14 protein-coding genes and 1 tRNA gene are annotated in these 15577 nt (G+C 53.6%); 10 read left to right on the forward strand and 5 right to left on the reverse strand.

The window, feature by feature from the left end; translation table 11 throughout:
• Positions 1-13 precede the first annotated feature (13 nt).
• From ACZ5ER_RS04740 to dnaG, 9 genes are all read left to right on the forward strand, one after another.
• On the forward strand, positions 14-664 hold the full coding sequence (locus ACZ5ER_RS04740) for a 50S ribosomal protein L1 (protein WP_050002845.1): 651 nt from the start codon (positions 14-16) through the stop codon (positions 662-664).
• A 5-nt stretch (positions 665-669) separates the two neighbouring features.
• Positions 670-1689, forward strand: coding sequence for a 50S ribosomal protein L10 (locus ACZ5ER_RS04745; protein ID WP_050002846.1), 1020 nt, complete (start codon positions 670-672; stop codon positions 1687-1689).
• Positions 1690-1765: 76 nt separating this feature from the next.
• On the forward strand, positions 1766-2086 hold the full coding sequence (gene rpl12p, locus ACZ5ER_RS04750) for a 50S ribosomal protein P1 (RefSeq protein WP_050002847.1): 321 nt from the start codon (positions 1766-1768) through the stop codon (positions 2084-2086).
• A 182-nt stretch (positions 2087-2268) separates the two neighbouring features.
• Positions 2269-2346 (forward strand) — tRNA-Arg (locus tag ACZ5ER_RS04755).
• A 1118-nt stretch (positions 2347-3464) separates the two neighbouring features.
• Positions 3465-3944, forward strand: coding sequence for a dCTP deaminase (dcd, locus tag ACZ5ER_RS04760; protein ID WP_464934908.1), 480 nt, complete (start codon positions 3465-3467; stop codon positions 3942-3944).
• Between the two features lie 275 nt (positions 3945-4219).
• Positions 4220-4423 carry an archaeal histone HpkA gene (gene hpkA, locus ACZ5ER_RS04765; protein ID WP_050002849.1) on the forward strand — a complete coding sequence of 68 codons (204 nt, stop codon included), beginning with the start codon at positions 4220-4222 and terminating at the stop codon, positions 4421-4423.
• A gap of 70 nt (positions 4424-4493) precedes the next feature.
• Positions 4494-5768 (forward strand): TIGR04013 family B12-binding domain/radical SAM domain-containing protein, encoded by a 1275-nt coding sequence (locus ACZ5ER_RS04770; RefSeq protein WP_050002850.1) that lies wholly within the window; start codon positions 4494-4496, stop codon positions 5766-5768.
• 74 nt (positions 5769-5842) lie between these two features.
• A complete protein-coding gene (locus tag ACZ5ER_RS04775) occupies positions 5843-6244 on the forward strand; it encodes a toprim domain-containing protein (protein ID WP_464934909.1) in 402 nt (133 codons plus the stop codon).
• Complete coding sequence (gene dnaG, locus ACZ5ER_RS04780; protein ID WP_050002852.1) at positions 6241-7635, forward strand: DNA primase DnaG; 1395 nt, start codon at positions 6241-6243, stop codon at positions 7633-7635. The genes ACZ5ER_RS04775 and dnaG overlap by 4 nt, the downstream gene beginning before the upstream one ends.
• A 1-nt stretch (position 7636) precedes the next feature.
• On the opposite strand, the gene ACZ5ER_RS04785 is transcribed toward dnaG, so the two are convergent.
• From ACZ5ER_RS04785 to ACZ5ER_RS04795, 3 genes are all read right to left on the reverse strand, one after another.
• On the reverse strand, positions 7637-7867 hold the full coding sequence (locus tag ACZ5ER_RS04785; protein ID WP_050002853.1) for a hypothetical protein: 231 nt from the start codon (positions 7865-7867) through the stop codon (positions 7637-7639).
• Between the two features lie 101 nt (positions 7868-7968).
• Positions 7969-9276: an RNA-guided endonuclease InsQ/TnpB family protein gene (locus ACZ5ER_RS04790; RefSeq protein ID WP_464934910.1), complete on the reverse strand. Its 1308-nt coding sequence runs from the start codon at positions 9274-9276 to the stop codon at positions 7969-7971.
• A gap of 1 nt (position 9277) precedes the next feature.
• Positions 9278-9775, reverse strand: a complete 498-nt coding sequence (locus tag ACZ5ER_RS04795; RefSeq protein WP_464934912.1) for an ATPase domain-containing protein — start codon at positions 9773-9775, stop codon at positions 9278-9280.
• A gap of 105 nt (positions 9776-9880) precedes the next feature.
• Between ACZ5ER_RS04795 and ACZ5ER_RS04800 the strand changes: the two genes are divergently transcribed.
• Positions 9881-11596, forward strand: a complete 1716-nt coding sequence (locus ACZ5ER_RS04800) for a glutamate--tRNA ligase (RefSeq protein WP_464934913.1) — start codon at positions 9881-9883, stop codon at positions 11594-11596.
• Position 11597: 1 nt separating this feature from the next.
• Here ACZ5ER_RS04800 and ACZ5ER_RS04805 read toward each other — a convergent pair whose 3' ends face one another.
• A complete protein-coding gene (locus tag ACZ5ER_RS04805) occupies positions 11598-12905 on the reverse strand; it encodes a sodium-dependent transporter (RefSeq protein ID WP_050002857.1) in 1308 nt (435 codons plus the stop codon).
• 130 nt (positions 12906-13035) lie between these two features.
• A complete protein-coding gene (gene malP / locus ACZ5ER_RS04810) occupies positions 13036-15546 on the reverse strand; it encodes a maltodextrin phosphorylase (RefSeq protein WP_464934914.1) in 2511 nt (836 codons plus the stop codon).
• Between the last annotated feature and the right edge of the window lie 31 nt (positions 15547-15577).

Consider the following 15577-nt stretch of genomic DNA (forward strand, 5'->3'; position numbering starts at 1 on the left):
GGGAGGGCTGTAAATGGCCTTCGACAGGCAGAAACTCGTGGAAGCGGTGAAGGAGGCGAAGGCCCGGGCTAAGCCGCGCAACTTCACACAGACCGTCGAGATAGCAGTCAACCTCAAGGATATAGACCTCCGCAAGCCGGAGAACAGGTTTAAGCTTGAGGTTGTACTGCCTCACGGTCGCGGGAAGGAGCCCAAAATCGCGGTCATCGCTGATGGTGCCGTGGCTGAAGCGGCTAAAAAGCTCGGGCTTGATGTGATTAGTGGAGAGCAGCTTGAGGAGCTTGCAAAGAGCCCGAGGGAAGCGAGAAAACTGGCCAAGCGCTACGACTTCTTCATAGCTGCTGCACCGTTGATGCCAAAGATAGGTAAGTACCTCGGTAGGTACCTCGGTCCGAGGAACAAGATGCCGCAGGTCGTTCCGCCGACAATGACCAACCTTGAGCCGATAGTTGGAAGGCTCAAGAGAACCGTCAGGATACAGCTCAAGAACAACCCGGTGGTTCACGCTCCGATCGGAACCGAGAACATGGACGACGAGAAGCTCGCTGAGAACGCCGAGGCAGTTCTCAACGCCATCATCAACAAGCTTGAGCGCGGCGAGAACCAGGTGAAGTCAGTGTACGTGAAGACCACAATGGGCCCGGCCGTTAAGGTTGAGAGGTGAGGGAGATGGCCCACGTAGCCGAGTGGAAGAAGAAGGAAGTTGAGGAGCTCACCAAGATTATCAAAAGCTATCCAGTGATCGCCCTCGTTGATGTGGCCGGTGTCCCAGCTTACCCGCTCAGCAAGATGCGTGACAAACTCCGCGGGAAGGCCCTCCTCAGGGTTAGCAGGAACACCCTCATCGAGCTGGCCATAAAGAGGGCGGCCCAGGAGCTGAACAAGCCCGAACTCGAAAAGCTCGCCGACTACATCGAAGGCGGAGCCGCCATACTGGCCACCGAGATGAACCCGTTCAAGCTCTACAAGTTCCTCGAGGAGAGCAAGACTCCGGCTCCGGCCAAGCCTGGAGCTGTGGTTCCCAAGGACGTGGTCATCCCAGCTGGGCCGACTTCAATCCCGCCGGGCCCGCTCGTCGGTGAGATGCAGGCCCTTGGAATCCCGGCGAGGATTGAGAAGGGTAAGGTCAGCATCCAGAAGGATTACACTGTCCTTAAGGCGGGCGAGGTCATAACCGAACAGCTCGCGAGAATCCTTAACGCCCTTGGTATTGAGCCCCTCGAGGTGGGTCTCAACCTCCTCGCCGCCTACGAGGACGGTATCGTCTACACTCCGGACGTCCTTGCGATAGACGAGCAGGAATACATCAACATGCTCCAGAAGGCCTACATGCACGCCTTCAACCTGTCCGTCAACACTGCGTATCCGACCAAGCAGACTATCGAGGCCATCATCCAGAAGGCCTTCCTCGGCGCGAAGAACGTCGCTGTGGAGGCTGGCTACATCACCCCAGAGACCGTCGAGGAGGTCTTTGGCAGGGCTCTGCGCGCTGTCCTGCTCATAGCACAGCAGCTGCCTGAGGACCTGCTCGACGAGAAGACCAAAGAACTTTTAAACGCTCAGGCCCAAGTGGCCGTTGCCGCGGCCCCTCAGCCAACCGAGGAGAAGGTTGAGGAGGCCGAAGAAGAGGAGGAAGAGGAGGCATCCGAGGAGGATGCGCTCGCTGGGCTGGGCGCCCTCTTCGGCTGAACTTTCAATTTCCCTCGTATCCTGAAAACTCCACGTGAAAATGAATAAAAAATGAAGATGATTGGAGGTGCAAAAAATGGAGTACGTGTATGCCGCTCTGCTGCTCCACGCCGCTGGTAAGGAGATAACCGAGGAGAACCTCAAGGCCGTCCTTGAGGCCGCTGGAGTTACCCCGGACGAGGCTAGGATAAAGGCTCTCGTTGCCGCCCTTGAGGGCGTCAACATCGACGAGGTCATCGAGAAGGCCGCCATGCCGGTCGCCGCCCCGGTCGCCGTTGCCGCCGCTCCGGCTCCCGCCGAGGGCGGTGCCGAGCAGGCCCAGGAGGAGGAAGAGGAGGAAGAGGAAGAGGCCAGCGAGGAGGAGGCCCTCGCCGGTCTCGGTGCCCTCTTCGGCTGAACCCCTTTCCTCCTTTTGTCCGCCTTTGGGCGGACGTTCTTACAACTTTTCTCGCGGTTCTTGGAGACTAAAAATGCCAAAATTTCTGGGTGTGTGGATTGGAGTAGAATAATCTTAACTGGCCTGCGGGACTTTGGAGACCGCAAGGTTTATGTTTGATGAGCCAAACCAATCAGGGGGACGGGCCGGTGGCCTAGCCTGGATGGGGCGTCGGCCTTCGGAGCCGAAGGTCGCGGGTTCGAATCCCGCCCGGCCCGCCATAAGAAACTTTTGCCAAGCAAAAGTTTCATCAAAGTTCGTAGCTCCTTCCTGAAAGTTCAAATTTCACAGTGATTTTCTCTTGGATATGTGGTCTTGGAAATGAGAACTTCTTAAATTGCTCCCTTATTGTTGGTTTAACGTTGGAATAGACGCCCGAAGGGCGTCGGGAGGAGAGCAAACCCTCTGACAAAGCCTGTATAACTGTGTTCTCTTTGGGAACAGGGGATTGTGAGGGGGTAAAAATCCTGCATTACGGCCTTATGGGGAGAGCTACGAACTTTTGGTGAAGCTTTTTCCAAAAGCTTCCTGTACTCTCAAACCCCCGGAGTGGGGCTTCGCCCCACAACCCCGTTTTCTTCCAAACCTCCGGGGAGCTAACTCCCCCACACCCCCCAAACTTTATCTGCACAAAGTTTCATCGAAGTTTGTGATTCTTTTACCGGGGCGTTTTGGGAGTGTTTGCGCTTTTAACGGCTTTTGTAGATTGTGAATTAATTCCCTACTTTTGGAAGCTTTCTCGTGCGGGTTTACTCTTGAAAATACCACATCTTGAGAGTGCAAACTCTCCAAATTATGCCCCCAAAGAAGAATCACGAACCTTAGTCAAACTCTGCGGGCTGTCGTCCCTCCGCGTCGAGCAAAGCTCAACGTCGCACAGGCAACTTTTTGGGGTTATGAGACGAAGCTCCACTCCAGGGGTTTGAGAGTACAGGAGGCTTTTGAAAAAAGCTTCACCAAAAGCTCGTGATTCCTCGTTAAAGCTCCCTTTGTAAGGGGATTTCAAACTCAAGCCCGCCATTGAAAGTTTGAATTCATTGGATTAGAGTCTTCCACGCGGGTTCTGCTTGAACCGCACTCCAAAGGAGCGCAAAAAGGCTTGAACCCCTTAAAAGGTGCACTCAAAGGGATTCACTCTCCAAGAAAACAACTCAGGAAGAAATCCACTCAACAAACAGCATTTCAAAAGGAATCACGAACTTTGATGAAACTTTTCGCCAGAAAAGTTTCCTGGCCTCAGAAGTGGTGGCCCTCCGCACCCCTCGGTGCCGGGCCAACCGCTCATCATCGGCAGGATTGTTTTTATACTCTCCCCTTAAATCTTCAGCGGTGGTCTGTGATGATGCTCCCTGACTGGAAGATAAGGAAGGAGATTTTAATCGAGCCCTTCAGTGAGGAGTCCCTCCAGCCGGCTGGCTATGACCTGCGCGTCGGGAAGGAGGCTTATTTGAATGGAAAGCTGATCGACGTTGAGGAAGATGGAAAAGTCGTGATTCCACCCAAGACCCACGCTCTCGTCCTGACTCTGGAGAGAATTAAGCTTCCTGACGACGTTATGGGCGATATGAAGCTCAGGAGCAGTCTCGCCAGGGAAGGCCTCATCGGGTCATTCGCCTGGGTTGACCCTGGCTGGGACGGGAATCTGACGCTGGCAATCTATAACTCCTCTGATGAGCCTGTAGAGCTTCATTACGGCGAGCGCTTCGTCCAGATTGCCTTTATTCGTCTCGAAGGGCCTGCCAAGAATCCCTATCGGGGAAGTTACCAGGGAAGCGTTAGAATTGCCCTCTCCAAGAGGAAAAAAGCGGAGAAAGTGTAATCTCTGCTGAGGCATTTTTTTCATATTTATGCTCTCCGTGAGCAGTTCCGATGGCGTTTTTATGGCATGACCTGGGTGGTGTCTTTTTCACTCTATTTGGCAATTGTTGTGAATTCTAATATCCCTGTGGCTATTTTCCAATTTTCCACGTCCAAACGGCATGTATATTTAGGTTCACGCTAGATTTGGGGGCAGGATAGGCCCTTTTTCCGAAAGGTTTATATATTTTGAGCCTCTTAAAAAGCACTGAAAAACCCATTGAGGAGGTGTTGTGGATGGCTGAGCTTCCAATTGCTCCGATTGACAGGCTTATAAGGAAGGCCGGCGCTGAGAGGGTCAGCGAGGAGGCTGCCAAGGTCCTCGCCGAGTACCTTGAGGAGTACGCTATCGAGCTTGCCAAGAGGGCCAACGACTTTGCCAGGCACGCTGGCAGGAAGACCGTCAAGGCCGAGGACATCAAGCTCGCCATCAAGGCCTGAAGGCCTTTTTGGCTTTTCTACCCCTTTCTAGACCGTTAGCGTTTTAAGGCCTCTTTTCGCGCTTTTCAACATGCCCGAAATAGCAGTCAGGATGACAAGGCGCAACCACAACGCATTCGTCCACCTTCTCGGCGCCCTTGAGAGTCAGGGCTTTGATTTAAGTGAGCTCTTAATCACCAAGGACTTTAAAGAAATTCTAAAGGCAAAGCCAAAGGCGGTTCTCTACTCATTCTTCACTGAGGAGATATGGGGCTCTCTGCCTGAAGAAGTCAAAATGTTGAAGGAGAAGGGTGCCCTTCTTGTTGCGGGGGGATACCACGCCATAGCGATGCCAAAGCATACCCTTAACGCCCTTGGCTTTGACATAGTGGTCATTGGGGAGGGGGAAGAGGTAATATACCAGCTCCTAACGACCCTGAAGAGGACAAACTACAGAATAACCCCCGAGCTTGCCAAGGTGAAGGGTCTCGCATTCTATCTCAACGGGGAGTTTACCTTTACCGGCTTCGCGAAAGTCGAGGACTTCTGGCGTTTTCCTCCGTATCCGGAGAGCGTCAGGCTGATTTCTCCGATAGAGATAAGCAGGGGCTGTCCTTTCCGCTGCTACTACTGCCAGACGCCATACATCAAGGGCTTCAGAATGAGGCACAGGCCGATAGACCAAATCGTAAAGTACTCCCGCAGAATGAGGGACATGCGCTACATAACCCCTAACGCCTTCGCCTACGGCAGTCCTGGGGCGATACTCAGGCTCAACAAGCTCGAGGCCCTGCTCAAGGCCCTCCAGTCCCTTCGGAAAGATGGCAGAAGGCTCTACTACGGCACGTTCCCAAGCGAGGTTCGCCCGGAGTTCGTCATCCCGGAGACGCTGGAGCTTCTCATCAACTATGCAGACAACAGGAGGCTGGCCATAGGGGCCCAGAGCGGGGACGATGCCATGCTCAAAGCCATGCACAGGCTCCACAGGGTCGAGCACGTCCAGCGGGCCGTGGAGTACATGGTTGAGTACGGCTTCGAGCCTGTGGTTGATTTCATCGTGGGTCTGCCCAACGAGACCCCTGAAAGCCAGAGGAAAAGCATCGAGCTCATGAAGTGGGTCATGAGAAAGGGCGGCAAGGTTCGCGCCCACTACTTCATGCCTCTACCCGGAACGCCCTGGGCGCGCTGTAAGCCAAGCCCGCTGAGCGAAGAGATGAAGAAGTTCCTCGGCCGGATGGCGGCGAAGGGCAAAATTGAGGGCTCGTGGGGCAAACAGATAGAACTGTCGAGAAGGCTCCAAAAACTCATCGAGGAGTTCTACGAGGAGCCGATGAGCTACCACGGGCGCGTGGTTTCGGTCTGTTGAGTCTGGAATTCTCTGGCATTGGAACCGCAACCCAAAAGCTTTTAACTTCAGGGAGTATCCGATGACGGGGCGTCATGTACGCCGAAAACTATAAAAGATTCCTGGAGCTTATAGACGAACTGCGAGAGTTTGAAGGGGCCCTCATCGTTGAGGGCATGCGAGACGAGGTGGCTCTAAGAAATTTGGGGGTCAGAGCGGAGATAATTAGGCTCTCCCGTCTGCCTCTGGCGGAAGTCGCACTCATCGCCTCATCCTACGGCGAAGTCAAGATACTTACCGACTTTGACAGGAAGGGGGAGGAGCTGGCCAAGAAGCTCCTGAACTACTTGGCCGGCTATCCCTGCAGGGTGGACATAGAGACGTGGAAGGAGCTCAGGAAGCTGGTGAAGAAGGACATCAAGGGCGTCGAGGATCTCTATGGCCTCTATTTGAGGGTAATCTCCGTTTCTGACCCCCGGCTGGAGGGAACTAGATGAAAAGGAAGAAGACGGTGCTCCAGCAGGTTTTGGCTGAAAAACGAAAAAAGGCTAAAGAGGGTGGTTTTATGTCAGGAAAGGACGAATTCGGAACGACCAAGTACGTCATCTATGCTGAATTTGAGGCTAACGGCATCGTCGAAAGGCCTGATGTTGTCGGTGCTATTTTTGGACAGACTGAGGGTCTTCTAGGAGACGACCTCGACCTGAGGGAGCTCCAGAAGACCGGAAGGATCGGCAGGATACGCGTTGAAGTCCACAACAAGGCCGGCAAGACCTACGGAACCATTACCGTCCCATCGAGCCTCGACAGGGTCGAGACGGCAATCCTCGCCGCGGCGCTTGAAACCATCGACCGCGTTGGTCCGGCCGAGGCCAAGATAAGGGTTCTCCGCATAGAGGACGTCAGGGCGACCAAGAGGAAGTACATCATCGAGAGGGCCAAGGAGATACTCGAAACCCTCATGGAGCAGGAGATTCCGGAGACCCAGGAGCTCACCGAGGAAGTCAAGAAGGCCGTTCGCGCCAAGGAGCTCATCGAATACGGTCCGGAAAAGCTTCCCGCTGGGCCCCACGTCCCGTTCTCGGACTCCATCATAGTTGTTGAGGGTAGGGCCGACGTGCTGAACCTGCTCAAGCACGGCATAAAGAACGCGATAGCCGTGGAGGGAACCTCGATTCCAGAGACCATAATCAAGCTCAGCAAGGAACGCATTGTCACGGCATTCACCGACGGCGACCGCGGTGGAGAGCTCATCCTCAAGGAGCTCCTGCAGGTTGCGGACGTTGACTATGTGGCGAGGGCACCGGAGGGCAAGGAAGTCGAGGAGCTCACCAAGAAGGAGATAGTCAAGGCCCTGAGGAGCAAGGTTCCCGCCGAGCAGGTCATCAACGAGATGTTCAACAAGGGCAAGAGCTTCTACGAGCTGATAAGGGAAAGGGAAGAGAGGAAGCCAGAGCACAGGAGGGTCGAGCCCAGGGAGCCCAGGGTAGTCCCGGTTAAAGTCGAAGAAAAGAAACCTGAAGCTGCTGGAAAGGTCGAAAAGGTCGAGAAGCCCGAGCCCAGGGAGGAGAAAATCATCAAGCCCCTGGAAAAGGCCTCCGTCCCCGAGCTCAAGGAGTTCGGCGAGTTCATCGAGCGCGTTAAGAAGGACGGTGTAGCCCTGCTCCTCGATGAGAACAAGAACGTCATAGCCGAGATACCCGTCAGGGAGCTCACCAACCAGCTCAAGGAGCGCAAGGACGTCTATGCTGTCGTGTTCAACGGGGTCATAACGCAGAGGCTCATCGACACGGTCAGCGAGACCGGCGTCCACTACCTCATCGGTGCCAGGAAGTACAACGTCGTTAGAAGGCCGGTTCAGCTCAAGATAATAACCTTCGCTGAATGATCTAGCCGAGAATTATTCCCCTTTTCCCTCTTTTTAATGGGATTCCGTCCTCTTTTGGCGTGTAGAAGAGGGGACTTTTCCTCACGTAGAGCCTTTCTTCTATTCCCTCCCTTGACACAACTTCAAGGACGTAGTGGGCGTAGAGCGAAATCCACGAGAGGAACTTTCTCGACGTCCTGTCCCTGTTGAGGATCCATATGTTTATTGATTCTCTCTCCTCATTTTCACTCAAGGCGATGAACTTCTGGAATATCCTCAGCGTGTTCCTCTCGCCCAGGAAGAAGGTAAAGCCGTCGAGGCTGACCTTCTCCCCAGCTAAGGCGAGGGTTTGGCTTAACCCCTCGCCACGGACGGGGAGGTTTGAGGGGCTTCATTCAAACCCGCTGAAAAGCGGGTTTTCAACCCCTCTGGCCGGGTCTCCGGCCAGTTACCCCTACCCGCCGATAAACCCGGCAGGCTCGGGGTTATGGTTTTCACAACCTTTTTTAAAATATTAAACGCTCCAACTAAATCCGCGTTAAAAACAAGCCCCGTTGCGGGACACTTAAACAAACCCCTAACAAAGCGAGCCCCCTCGTGAGGCTCCCCGCAAACAGGGCAAACCTTAGAAGTGAAAGCCTCACCAACGAGCACAACTTTAATACCATACTCTTCCGCAACTTCCGTCAAGCGTTTGATAACGTAATTAAACCGCCACACGTGGGAGAGAATAAAATTCTGCTTACTGCCCTTATCAGAGTTCCGAGCTATCCCCTTCGGATAGCCAACGACAATTTTGGAAACTCCCAACTCGTAGAGCTTCTTAACCGTTCCTCTTACGGCAGTGTTGATGTAGTGCTTGGCTTGAAGCTTAGCCTTCCCGTGCATTCTTTTAAGCCTTCTACTCGTCTTAGCTCCAGACTTGTTGAGTTTAGACTGGTAATCAGCAATCTTCTTCCTCCAGTAGAAGTCAATACTCTTTAATGGTCGCCCATTCACGAGGAAGCTTTCACCGTTCTCAACGTAAACGGCCATTAAATTGTTCACTCCAAGGTCAATGCCCGCTGAAAGGCTTCCTTTTGGCGTTCTCGGAACGTTCACCCATTCAGTGTTTTCAAGTTTTTCCTCAACAGTAAGGCTAACGTGAGCATACCATTTCCGCTTAACGGGGTCGTAGGTTATCTCTAACCGCCCCTGCTTGCCCTTAAGGTGAACTCTACCCTTGAACTGGACTTCGAGGCGTTTAAACTTGCCGAGGCCTTTTAAGATTAGTTTATTGCCCTCAATCTTATATTGGTCGTTTCTCAGGACGATTAAGGGTTTTCTCCTTCCCTCTTCTTTCAAGTAGTTTGGTGGTTTTGGTTTGAGCCAGTTGGGGAGTTCTCCGTTCCGCTTTTTCCGAAGGAGTGAGAAAAAGCTCCGCCAGGCTTCAGCGTTTTTTCTCGCTATTTGCTGGACTGTGGCTGAGCCGATTTTTCTCTTGAATTCTTCATAAACGGTTTTCTCGGTTTTGTTAAAGTCCACGATTTGTTCTTGGAAGTATTGTTGTCTCCTCAAGTAGTTTACTAGGTTCCACGCTTTAGCTCCAGTGTCAGCTAACTTGAAAAGGATTCTTTCAGCTTCTTTTGAGGGTTGGAGTTTGATGGTTACTGTTCGCTTCATTTTAATGAATAGTATGAATTTTAGGCTTTAAAATAGTTTTGCTTTCCTGTTTGATTGCTCGTTGAGTGTCTACCACATCCCCACCGTGAACGGCGAGGCTTGAGAAAGAAAAAATGTCAAACAGCATCGAGTACTTTGGGACGAACGTATCCACTGAAAAATGGTTCCCAGAATGGACGAAATCCTCGTTGTACCGTATTCCATGGAGGGAGCCAAATATATCTATGACTGCTAAATTTCCGCTTTTTCCAAGGGCCTTTATGTCCACCCCGACCGGAATTAGCTCAATCTCCAGCGATGACAGAGGCACTGCGGTGTTCGTGATGACGCCGAAGTCCCCCATTTGAACTCTGTTTTTCAGTATCTCAAACGCTATGGCCCAGCCTGTTGAGTAAGTGTTGTTGAGTATCAGGACGTTGGTGTTCGGGAGGATGCCCCCGCCTATTGCGCGGTCAAGTTTTTTAATTCCGGTGCTGAGGAGCCGCATGGTCATCCCCATAGTAATGTTCGCAAATTGAATCCTGACTTTTAGGTTTATTTTTCTTTCGCATTTTCGGACTAACATTTATAACTGCTCTCTACCTTTTCCCACAGGTGGTTAAAGATGGTCGAGGAATTAATCTGGAAGTACGCGCTCATCAACGCCTACACCCACAAGGGAAAGGCGAACCCCAAAGCGGTGATAGGGAAGGTTCTCGGCGAGAACCCTGAGCTGAGGCCGAGGGCAAAGGAGATAATCCCGCTCGTGAACGAGATAGTCGCGAAGGTGAACGGGCTTTCCCTTGAGGAGCAGGAAGCCAAGCTTAGAGAGCTCTACCCCGAGTTCTTTGAGGAGAAGAAGACCAAGAAGGAGAAGAAGGGCCTTCCCCCGCTTCCCAGGGCGGAGAAGGGGAAGGTCGTTACCCGCTTTGCCCCTAACCCCGACGGTGCCTTCCACCTCGGAAACGCGAGGGCCGCTATTCTGAGCCACGAGTACGCGAGGATGTACGACGGCAAGTTCATACTCCGCTTCGACGACACCGACCCCAAGGTAAAACGGCCGGAGCCGATTTTCTACGAGTGGATTAAGGAAGACCTTGAGTGGCTCGGCTTCAAGATTGACGAGATACACATAGCGAGCGACAGGCTTGAGATATACTACGACTACGCTGAGAAGCTGATAAAGATGGGCAAGGCCTACGTCTGCACCTGTGAGCCCGAGAAGTTCCGCGAGCTCAGGGACAAGGGTATAGCCTGCCCCCACAGGGACGAGCCGGTCGAGGTTCAGCTGGAGCGCTGGCACAAGATGCTCAACGGCGAGTACAAGGAGGGCGAGGCGGTCGTCAGGATAAAGACAGACCTCAAGCACCCGAACCCTGCAGTTAGAGACTGGCCAGCGCTCAGGATTATAGACAACCCCAACCACCCGAGGACTGGGAACAAGTACCGCGTCTGGCCGCTCTACAACTTTGCATCAGCGATAGACGACCACGAGCTTGGCGTCACCCACATCTTCCGTGGACAGGAGCACGCCGAGAACGAGACGAGGCAGAGGTACGTTTACGAGTACCTCGGCTGGGAGTACCCGGTCACCGTCCACCACGGCAGACTGAGCATCGAGGGAGTTATCCTCAGCAAGTCCAAGACGAGGAAGGGAATAGAGGAGGGCAAGTACCTCGGCTGGGACGACCCGAGGCTCGGAACGATTCGTGCTTTAAGGAGGCGCGGCATAAGGCCTGAGGCAATAAGGGAGCTCATCATCGAGGTCGGCCTTAAGAGGAGCGACACGACGATAAGCTGGGATAACCTTGCGGCCATAAACAGGCGCATAATCGAGCCGATAGCCAACCGCTACTTCTTCGTTGCAGACCCTATCCCAATGTACATCGAGGGTTACGATGAGGAGTTCGTTGCCGAGATACCGCTCCACCCCGACCATCCAGAGCGCGGGGTCAGGAAACTGAAGTTCGTTCCAGGAAAACCGGTCTATGTTTCAAAAGATGACATGGAGCTCTTCAAGCCGGGCAACTTCGTCCGCCTTAAGGACCTCTTCAACGTTGAAATCCTCGAAGTTAACGAGGACGGCATAAAGGCAAGGTTCCACAGCATTGAATACGAAATCGCCAGGGAGAACCGCTGGAGGATGGTTCACTGGGTCACCGAAGGGAAGCCCTGCGAGGTCTGGGTTCCGGAGGGCGAGGAGCTGATAATCAGAAACGGCCTCCTCGAGAGCGACGCCAACGTCAAGGTCGATGACGTCGTCCAGTTCGAACGCTTCGGCTTCGTGAGAATCGATGAGGTAAAAGATGGAAAGGTCAGGGCGATATTCGCCCACAAGTGATTCATTCCTCTTCTTTTTTGACTATCTTGTCGCCGAGGATTCCCAGTCCAACAACGGTCACTGCGAACAGTGCACCAATCAGGTTAACACCGCCGGACTTTGCCGTGGTGTACAGTGAATACAGCCCCATCGGTACAAAGATTGCGAGTAAGACCGCTCCCGTAGCCATCTGGAGTGGAGTCGGCTGAATCCCTGTGACCTTTCCAACTTCCCTAGAGATTATGGGAAGGTACTCAAAAATCGCAGTGAAGAGTGTCGCTGTAGTAACCCCGAGAACCAGGGCTTGGGCCAGGCTCGGTACTGAGCTTGGGATACCAACTAGCAGCACTAAGAGCAGGAGGTACATGGCGGCTCTGTTCCTTCCAACTCTGGTGTTGAACTCTATTATCTGTAGACCCACCTCAGAGGTCGGCAGAATGCTGGTAAGTCCTGCGAAGAACAGGGAGAGTGCTATCAGCACCAGAAGCCTCGGGTAATCAGCGAGGATTGTTGGGAGCTTCCCCATGAAGCTAATTGCGGCCTCTTCTCCCCCACCGACGTACCTTAGGAGCTCCTCGGGGGTTGATGGGGCTATTGCGTAGATTATAGTTATTGTGGATAGGATACCGATGATGACCTGGATGAGGACTCCGGTACCGACGATGAGTTTAACGTTAAAGCGCTCGTTCATAAAGCTTCCGAGCATCAGATAGAACGCGAATCCAAGGCCTGAGGCGTAGATGGCCCTTTCAAGGGCTTCAACGATGAGGTCTGCGGTTATTGGGTGCCTGCTTGTTATCATGTGTTTGGCCATGCCAAGGAATGCTGCCGTTGAGGGTATCTCAGAAACGAAAGCAACCGTTGTGATGATGACTGAGGCAACGAGTATCATTGAACCGGCTGCCATTATCGTGAACGTCTTTTCCTTTGCCCTTGTCAGGATTACGAAGATTATTGCAATCATGATGAGCTTGGCTACCAGCCTTCCAAGGGTTCCCGTGCCGACCACTGGAGACAGCAGAAACAGCATTGAGTTGGCCGTGTAGTACGAGAGGAACACTATTATCACTGCCAGCACCGCCAGCATCATGGCGGGCTTTTTCAAGATTCTGTTGTACAGCTCGACGAAGTAGTACCCTGACTTGATTATCTTCTCGGCCTCAGCTATTGCCACGTATGTGAGGATTGCCAGGAAGACCAGGTGAACTATCAGGCCTGTCATTCCGTACTCAAGCCAGAACTGCGGAAAGAGTCCTATTGAGCCTATACCCGTCGTGAATCCCGCGACTAGGAATATCAGATAGAGGGTCCATTTCTTTGTTTCGTCCACTTTTGCCACCTCCGGCGTTTTCCGTTCGTTGGTGTGGGGCGGTGATTAAAAATTTTTACCACTGGCTCCTGCCCAATTTGGATATTTGTTAAGAAATAGTCTGAAGAGAAAACAGACAGGAAAAAGGAATTCAGTCGAGGCCAACCCACTTCACGAGGCCAAGGAGGAACCTGTGCGGGAGCTTCTCGTGGTGGGGGTGAACCCTGACCGCGTAGTGCCAGCACGGGTCTCCGAGGTGCTTCAGAGCGCTTCCGTGATAGGTGTAGAGCCACTTGCCGTCTTCAAGCTTTTCTGGGTGCCTGAGCTCGACTATGTTTGGTCTCTCAACGGTGTTGCCGTCCGCACGGACGCCGTAGTAGAGCTCGACGCGGACGTCTTCCGGCTTGAGGCCGTCGAGGTCAACGGTGACCTCCAGGCCGGAGTTGTCGTCGAGGACTTTAACGTCAACGAAGTCCACCTTTGGCCACGATGCGGTGACCCTGTCCTTCCATGCGGCTATCTCCTTCGCCCCCCTGTAGTTGTCCCTCGTGAGCCAGATGTAGTTGCTCATGGCCTTGGAGTAGAACTTGTCCATGTACTCCTTGACCATCCTGTGGGTGCTGAAGCGTGGTGCGATGCTCTTTATGCTCTCCCTCATCATGTATATCCAGCGCTTGCGGTTGCCGTAGTACGTCGGAATGACTTCCTGCTCAAGGAGGTCGTAGAGGGCCTGTGCGTCCTTGGGGTCGTCCTCCTCGCTCTCCGGCTCCGTGCTCTCCTCGCCTATCACCCAGCCGTTCTTGCCGTTGTAGCCTTCGACCCACCAGCCGTCGTAGATGCTGACGTTCAGGACGCCGTTCAGGCCGGCCTTCATTCCGCTCGTTCCGCTGGCTTCCATAGGCCTGCGCGGGTTGTTGAGCCATACGTCAACACCGGCAACCATGAGCCTGGCGCTTCCCATGTCGTAGTTCTCCATGATGAATATCTTGCCCCTGAACTCCGGCATCTTGCTGACTTCATAGACCCTCCTGAGGAATTCCTTACCTCCCTCGTCCCTCGGGTGGGCCTTTCCGCCGAAGACTATGTAGACCGGCCTCTCCGGGTTGTTGAGGATTTTCTTCAGCCTCTCAAGGTCGCTTAGAATGAGAGTGGCGCGCTTGTAGGTCGCGAAGCGCCTGGCAAAGCCGATGATGAGGGCGTTTTCGTCGATGTCCGGAATTGGGTCGTCTATTCCGAGGCGCTTGTTCCTCTCCATGGCCTTTCTCCTGAGGAGCTCGATGAACTGCCTCTTGGCTTCGAGGTGGGCTTCCCAGAGCTCCTCGTCAGGAATTCTCTCGACCGCGTACCAGATGCCTTCAAGGTTCGTGTGCTCGCGCCACACTTTGCCGATGTAACGGTCGAAGAGCTTCCTCATCTCGTTGTGGACCCACGTCATGGTGTGAACTCCGTTGGTGATGCCCTCTATTGGTATCTCGTCGAGCGGGACTCCCGGCCAGAGGTTCTGCCACATCCTCTTGCTCACTTCGGCGTGAAGCTTGCTAACCCCGTTCACATAGCTCGAAGTCCTGATGGCGAGGAGCGTCATGTTGAGCTGGTCGCCCTCCCTGCCGAGCTCCAGGAGTTCTTCCCTTCCCTCGAGGAACTTGGCGAGCCTCTTCTTGACCTCCTCAATCGGGAACCTGTCGTGGCCCGCTGGGACAGGCGTGTGGGTGGTGAAGATAGTTGTCCCCCTTACGACGCTCAGTGCCTCCGTGAAAGTGAGGCCTTCCTCCATGAGCCATGCTATCCTCTGAAGGTTGGCGAAGGCCGGGTGACCCTCGTTGAGGTGAATAACACCGGGCTCTATTCCAAGAGCCTTGAGGAGCCTCATTCCGCCGATGCCGAGGAGTATCTCCTGCTTTATGCGCTTGTCCATCTCGGCGTTGTAGAGGTAGTCGCATATCGTCCTGTCCTCGGGGCTGTTCTCCGGAACGTCGGTATCGAGGAGGTAAATCTTGACCCTTCCGACCTGAACCTCGAAGGCCCTCGCGTAGACAATCCTGTCCTCTATCGGGATTTCGATGAGGAGCCTCTCGCCGTTGCTGTCCAGTATGGGCTTAATCGGCATCTCCTCTGGCTTGTATTCGGGGAAAATTTCAATCTGGTTGCCTTTCTCGTCGATCTCCTGACGGAAGTAGCCGTGCTTGTAGAGGAGGCCGATGGCTATGAACGGAAGGCCAAGGTCGCTCGCGGTCTTGACGTGGTCGCCGGCGAGGATTCCCAGGCCGCCTGAGTAAATCGGCAGGCTCTTGCTTATGCCGTACTCCATACAGAGATAGACTATGGGCTTGTCCCACTTGGGGTAGTTCGTCGAGAACCAGGTGGAGCGCGGGTTCATGTAGGCGTGGAACTGGTCCATGACGAGTTCGTAGAGGTTCATGAAGTCATCGTCCTTTATGAGCTCCTTGAAGCGTTTTTCGGGCGTGTCAAGAAGGAGCTTAACGGGGTTCTTGTATTCCCTCCAGTGCTCGGGGTCTATGTGCTCCCAGAGCTTTGAGGCCCTCCTGTTCCAGCTCCACCAGTAGTTGTAGGCTAGGTCAGCGAGCCCTCCTAACGGATATGGGAGCTTTTTCCTTATTGAATCCTGGATGCAGGTGTCTATCTTGGCCATAGCAACCACCATGTATCATCTTTGGTGATACCTACTAAACACC

This window comes from Thermococcus marinus (assembly GCF_055389025.1).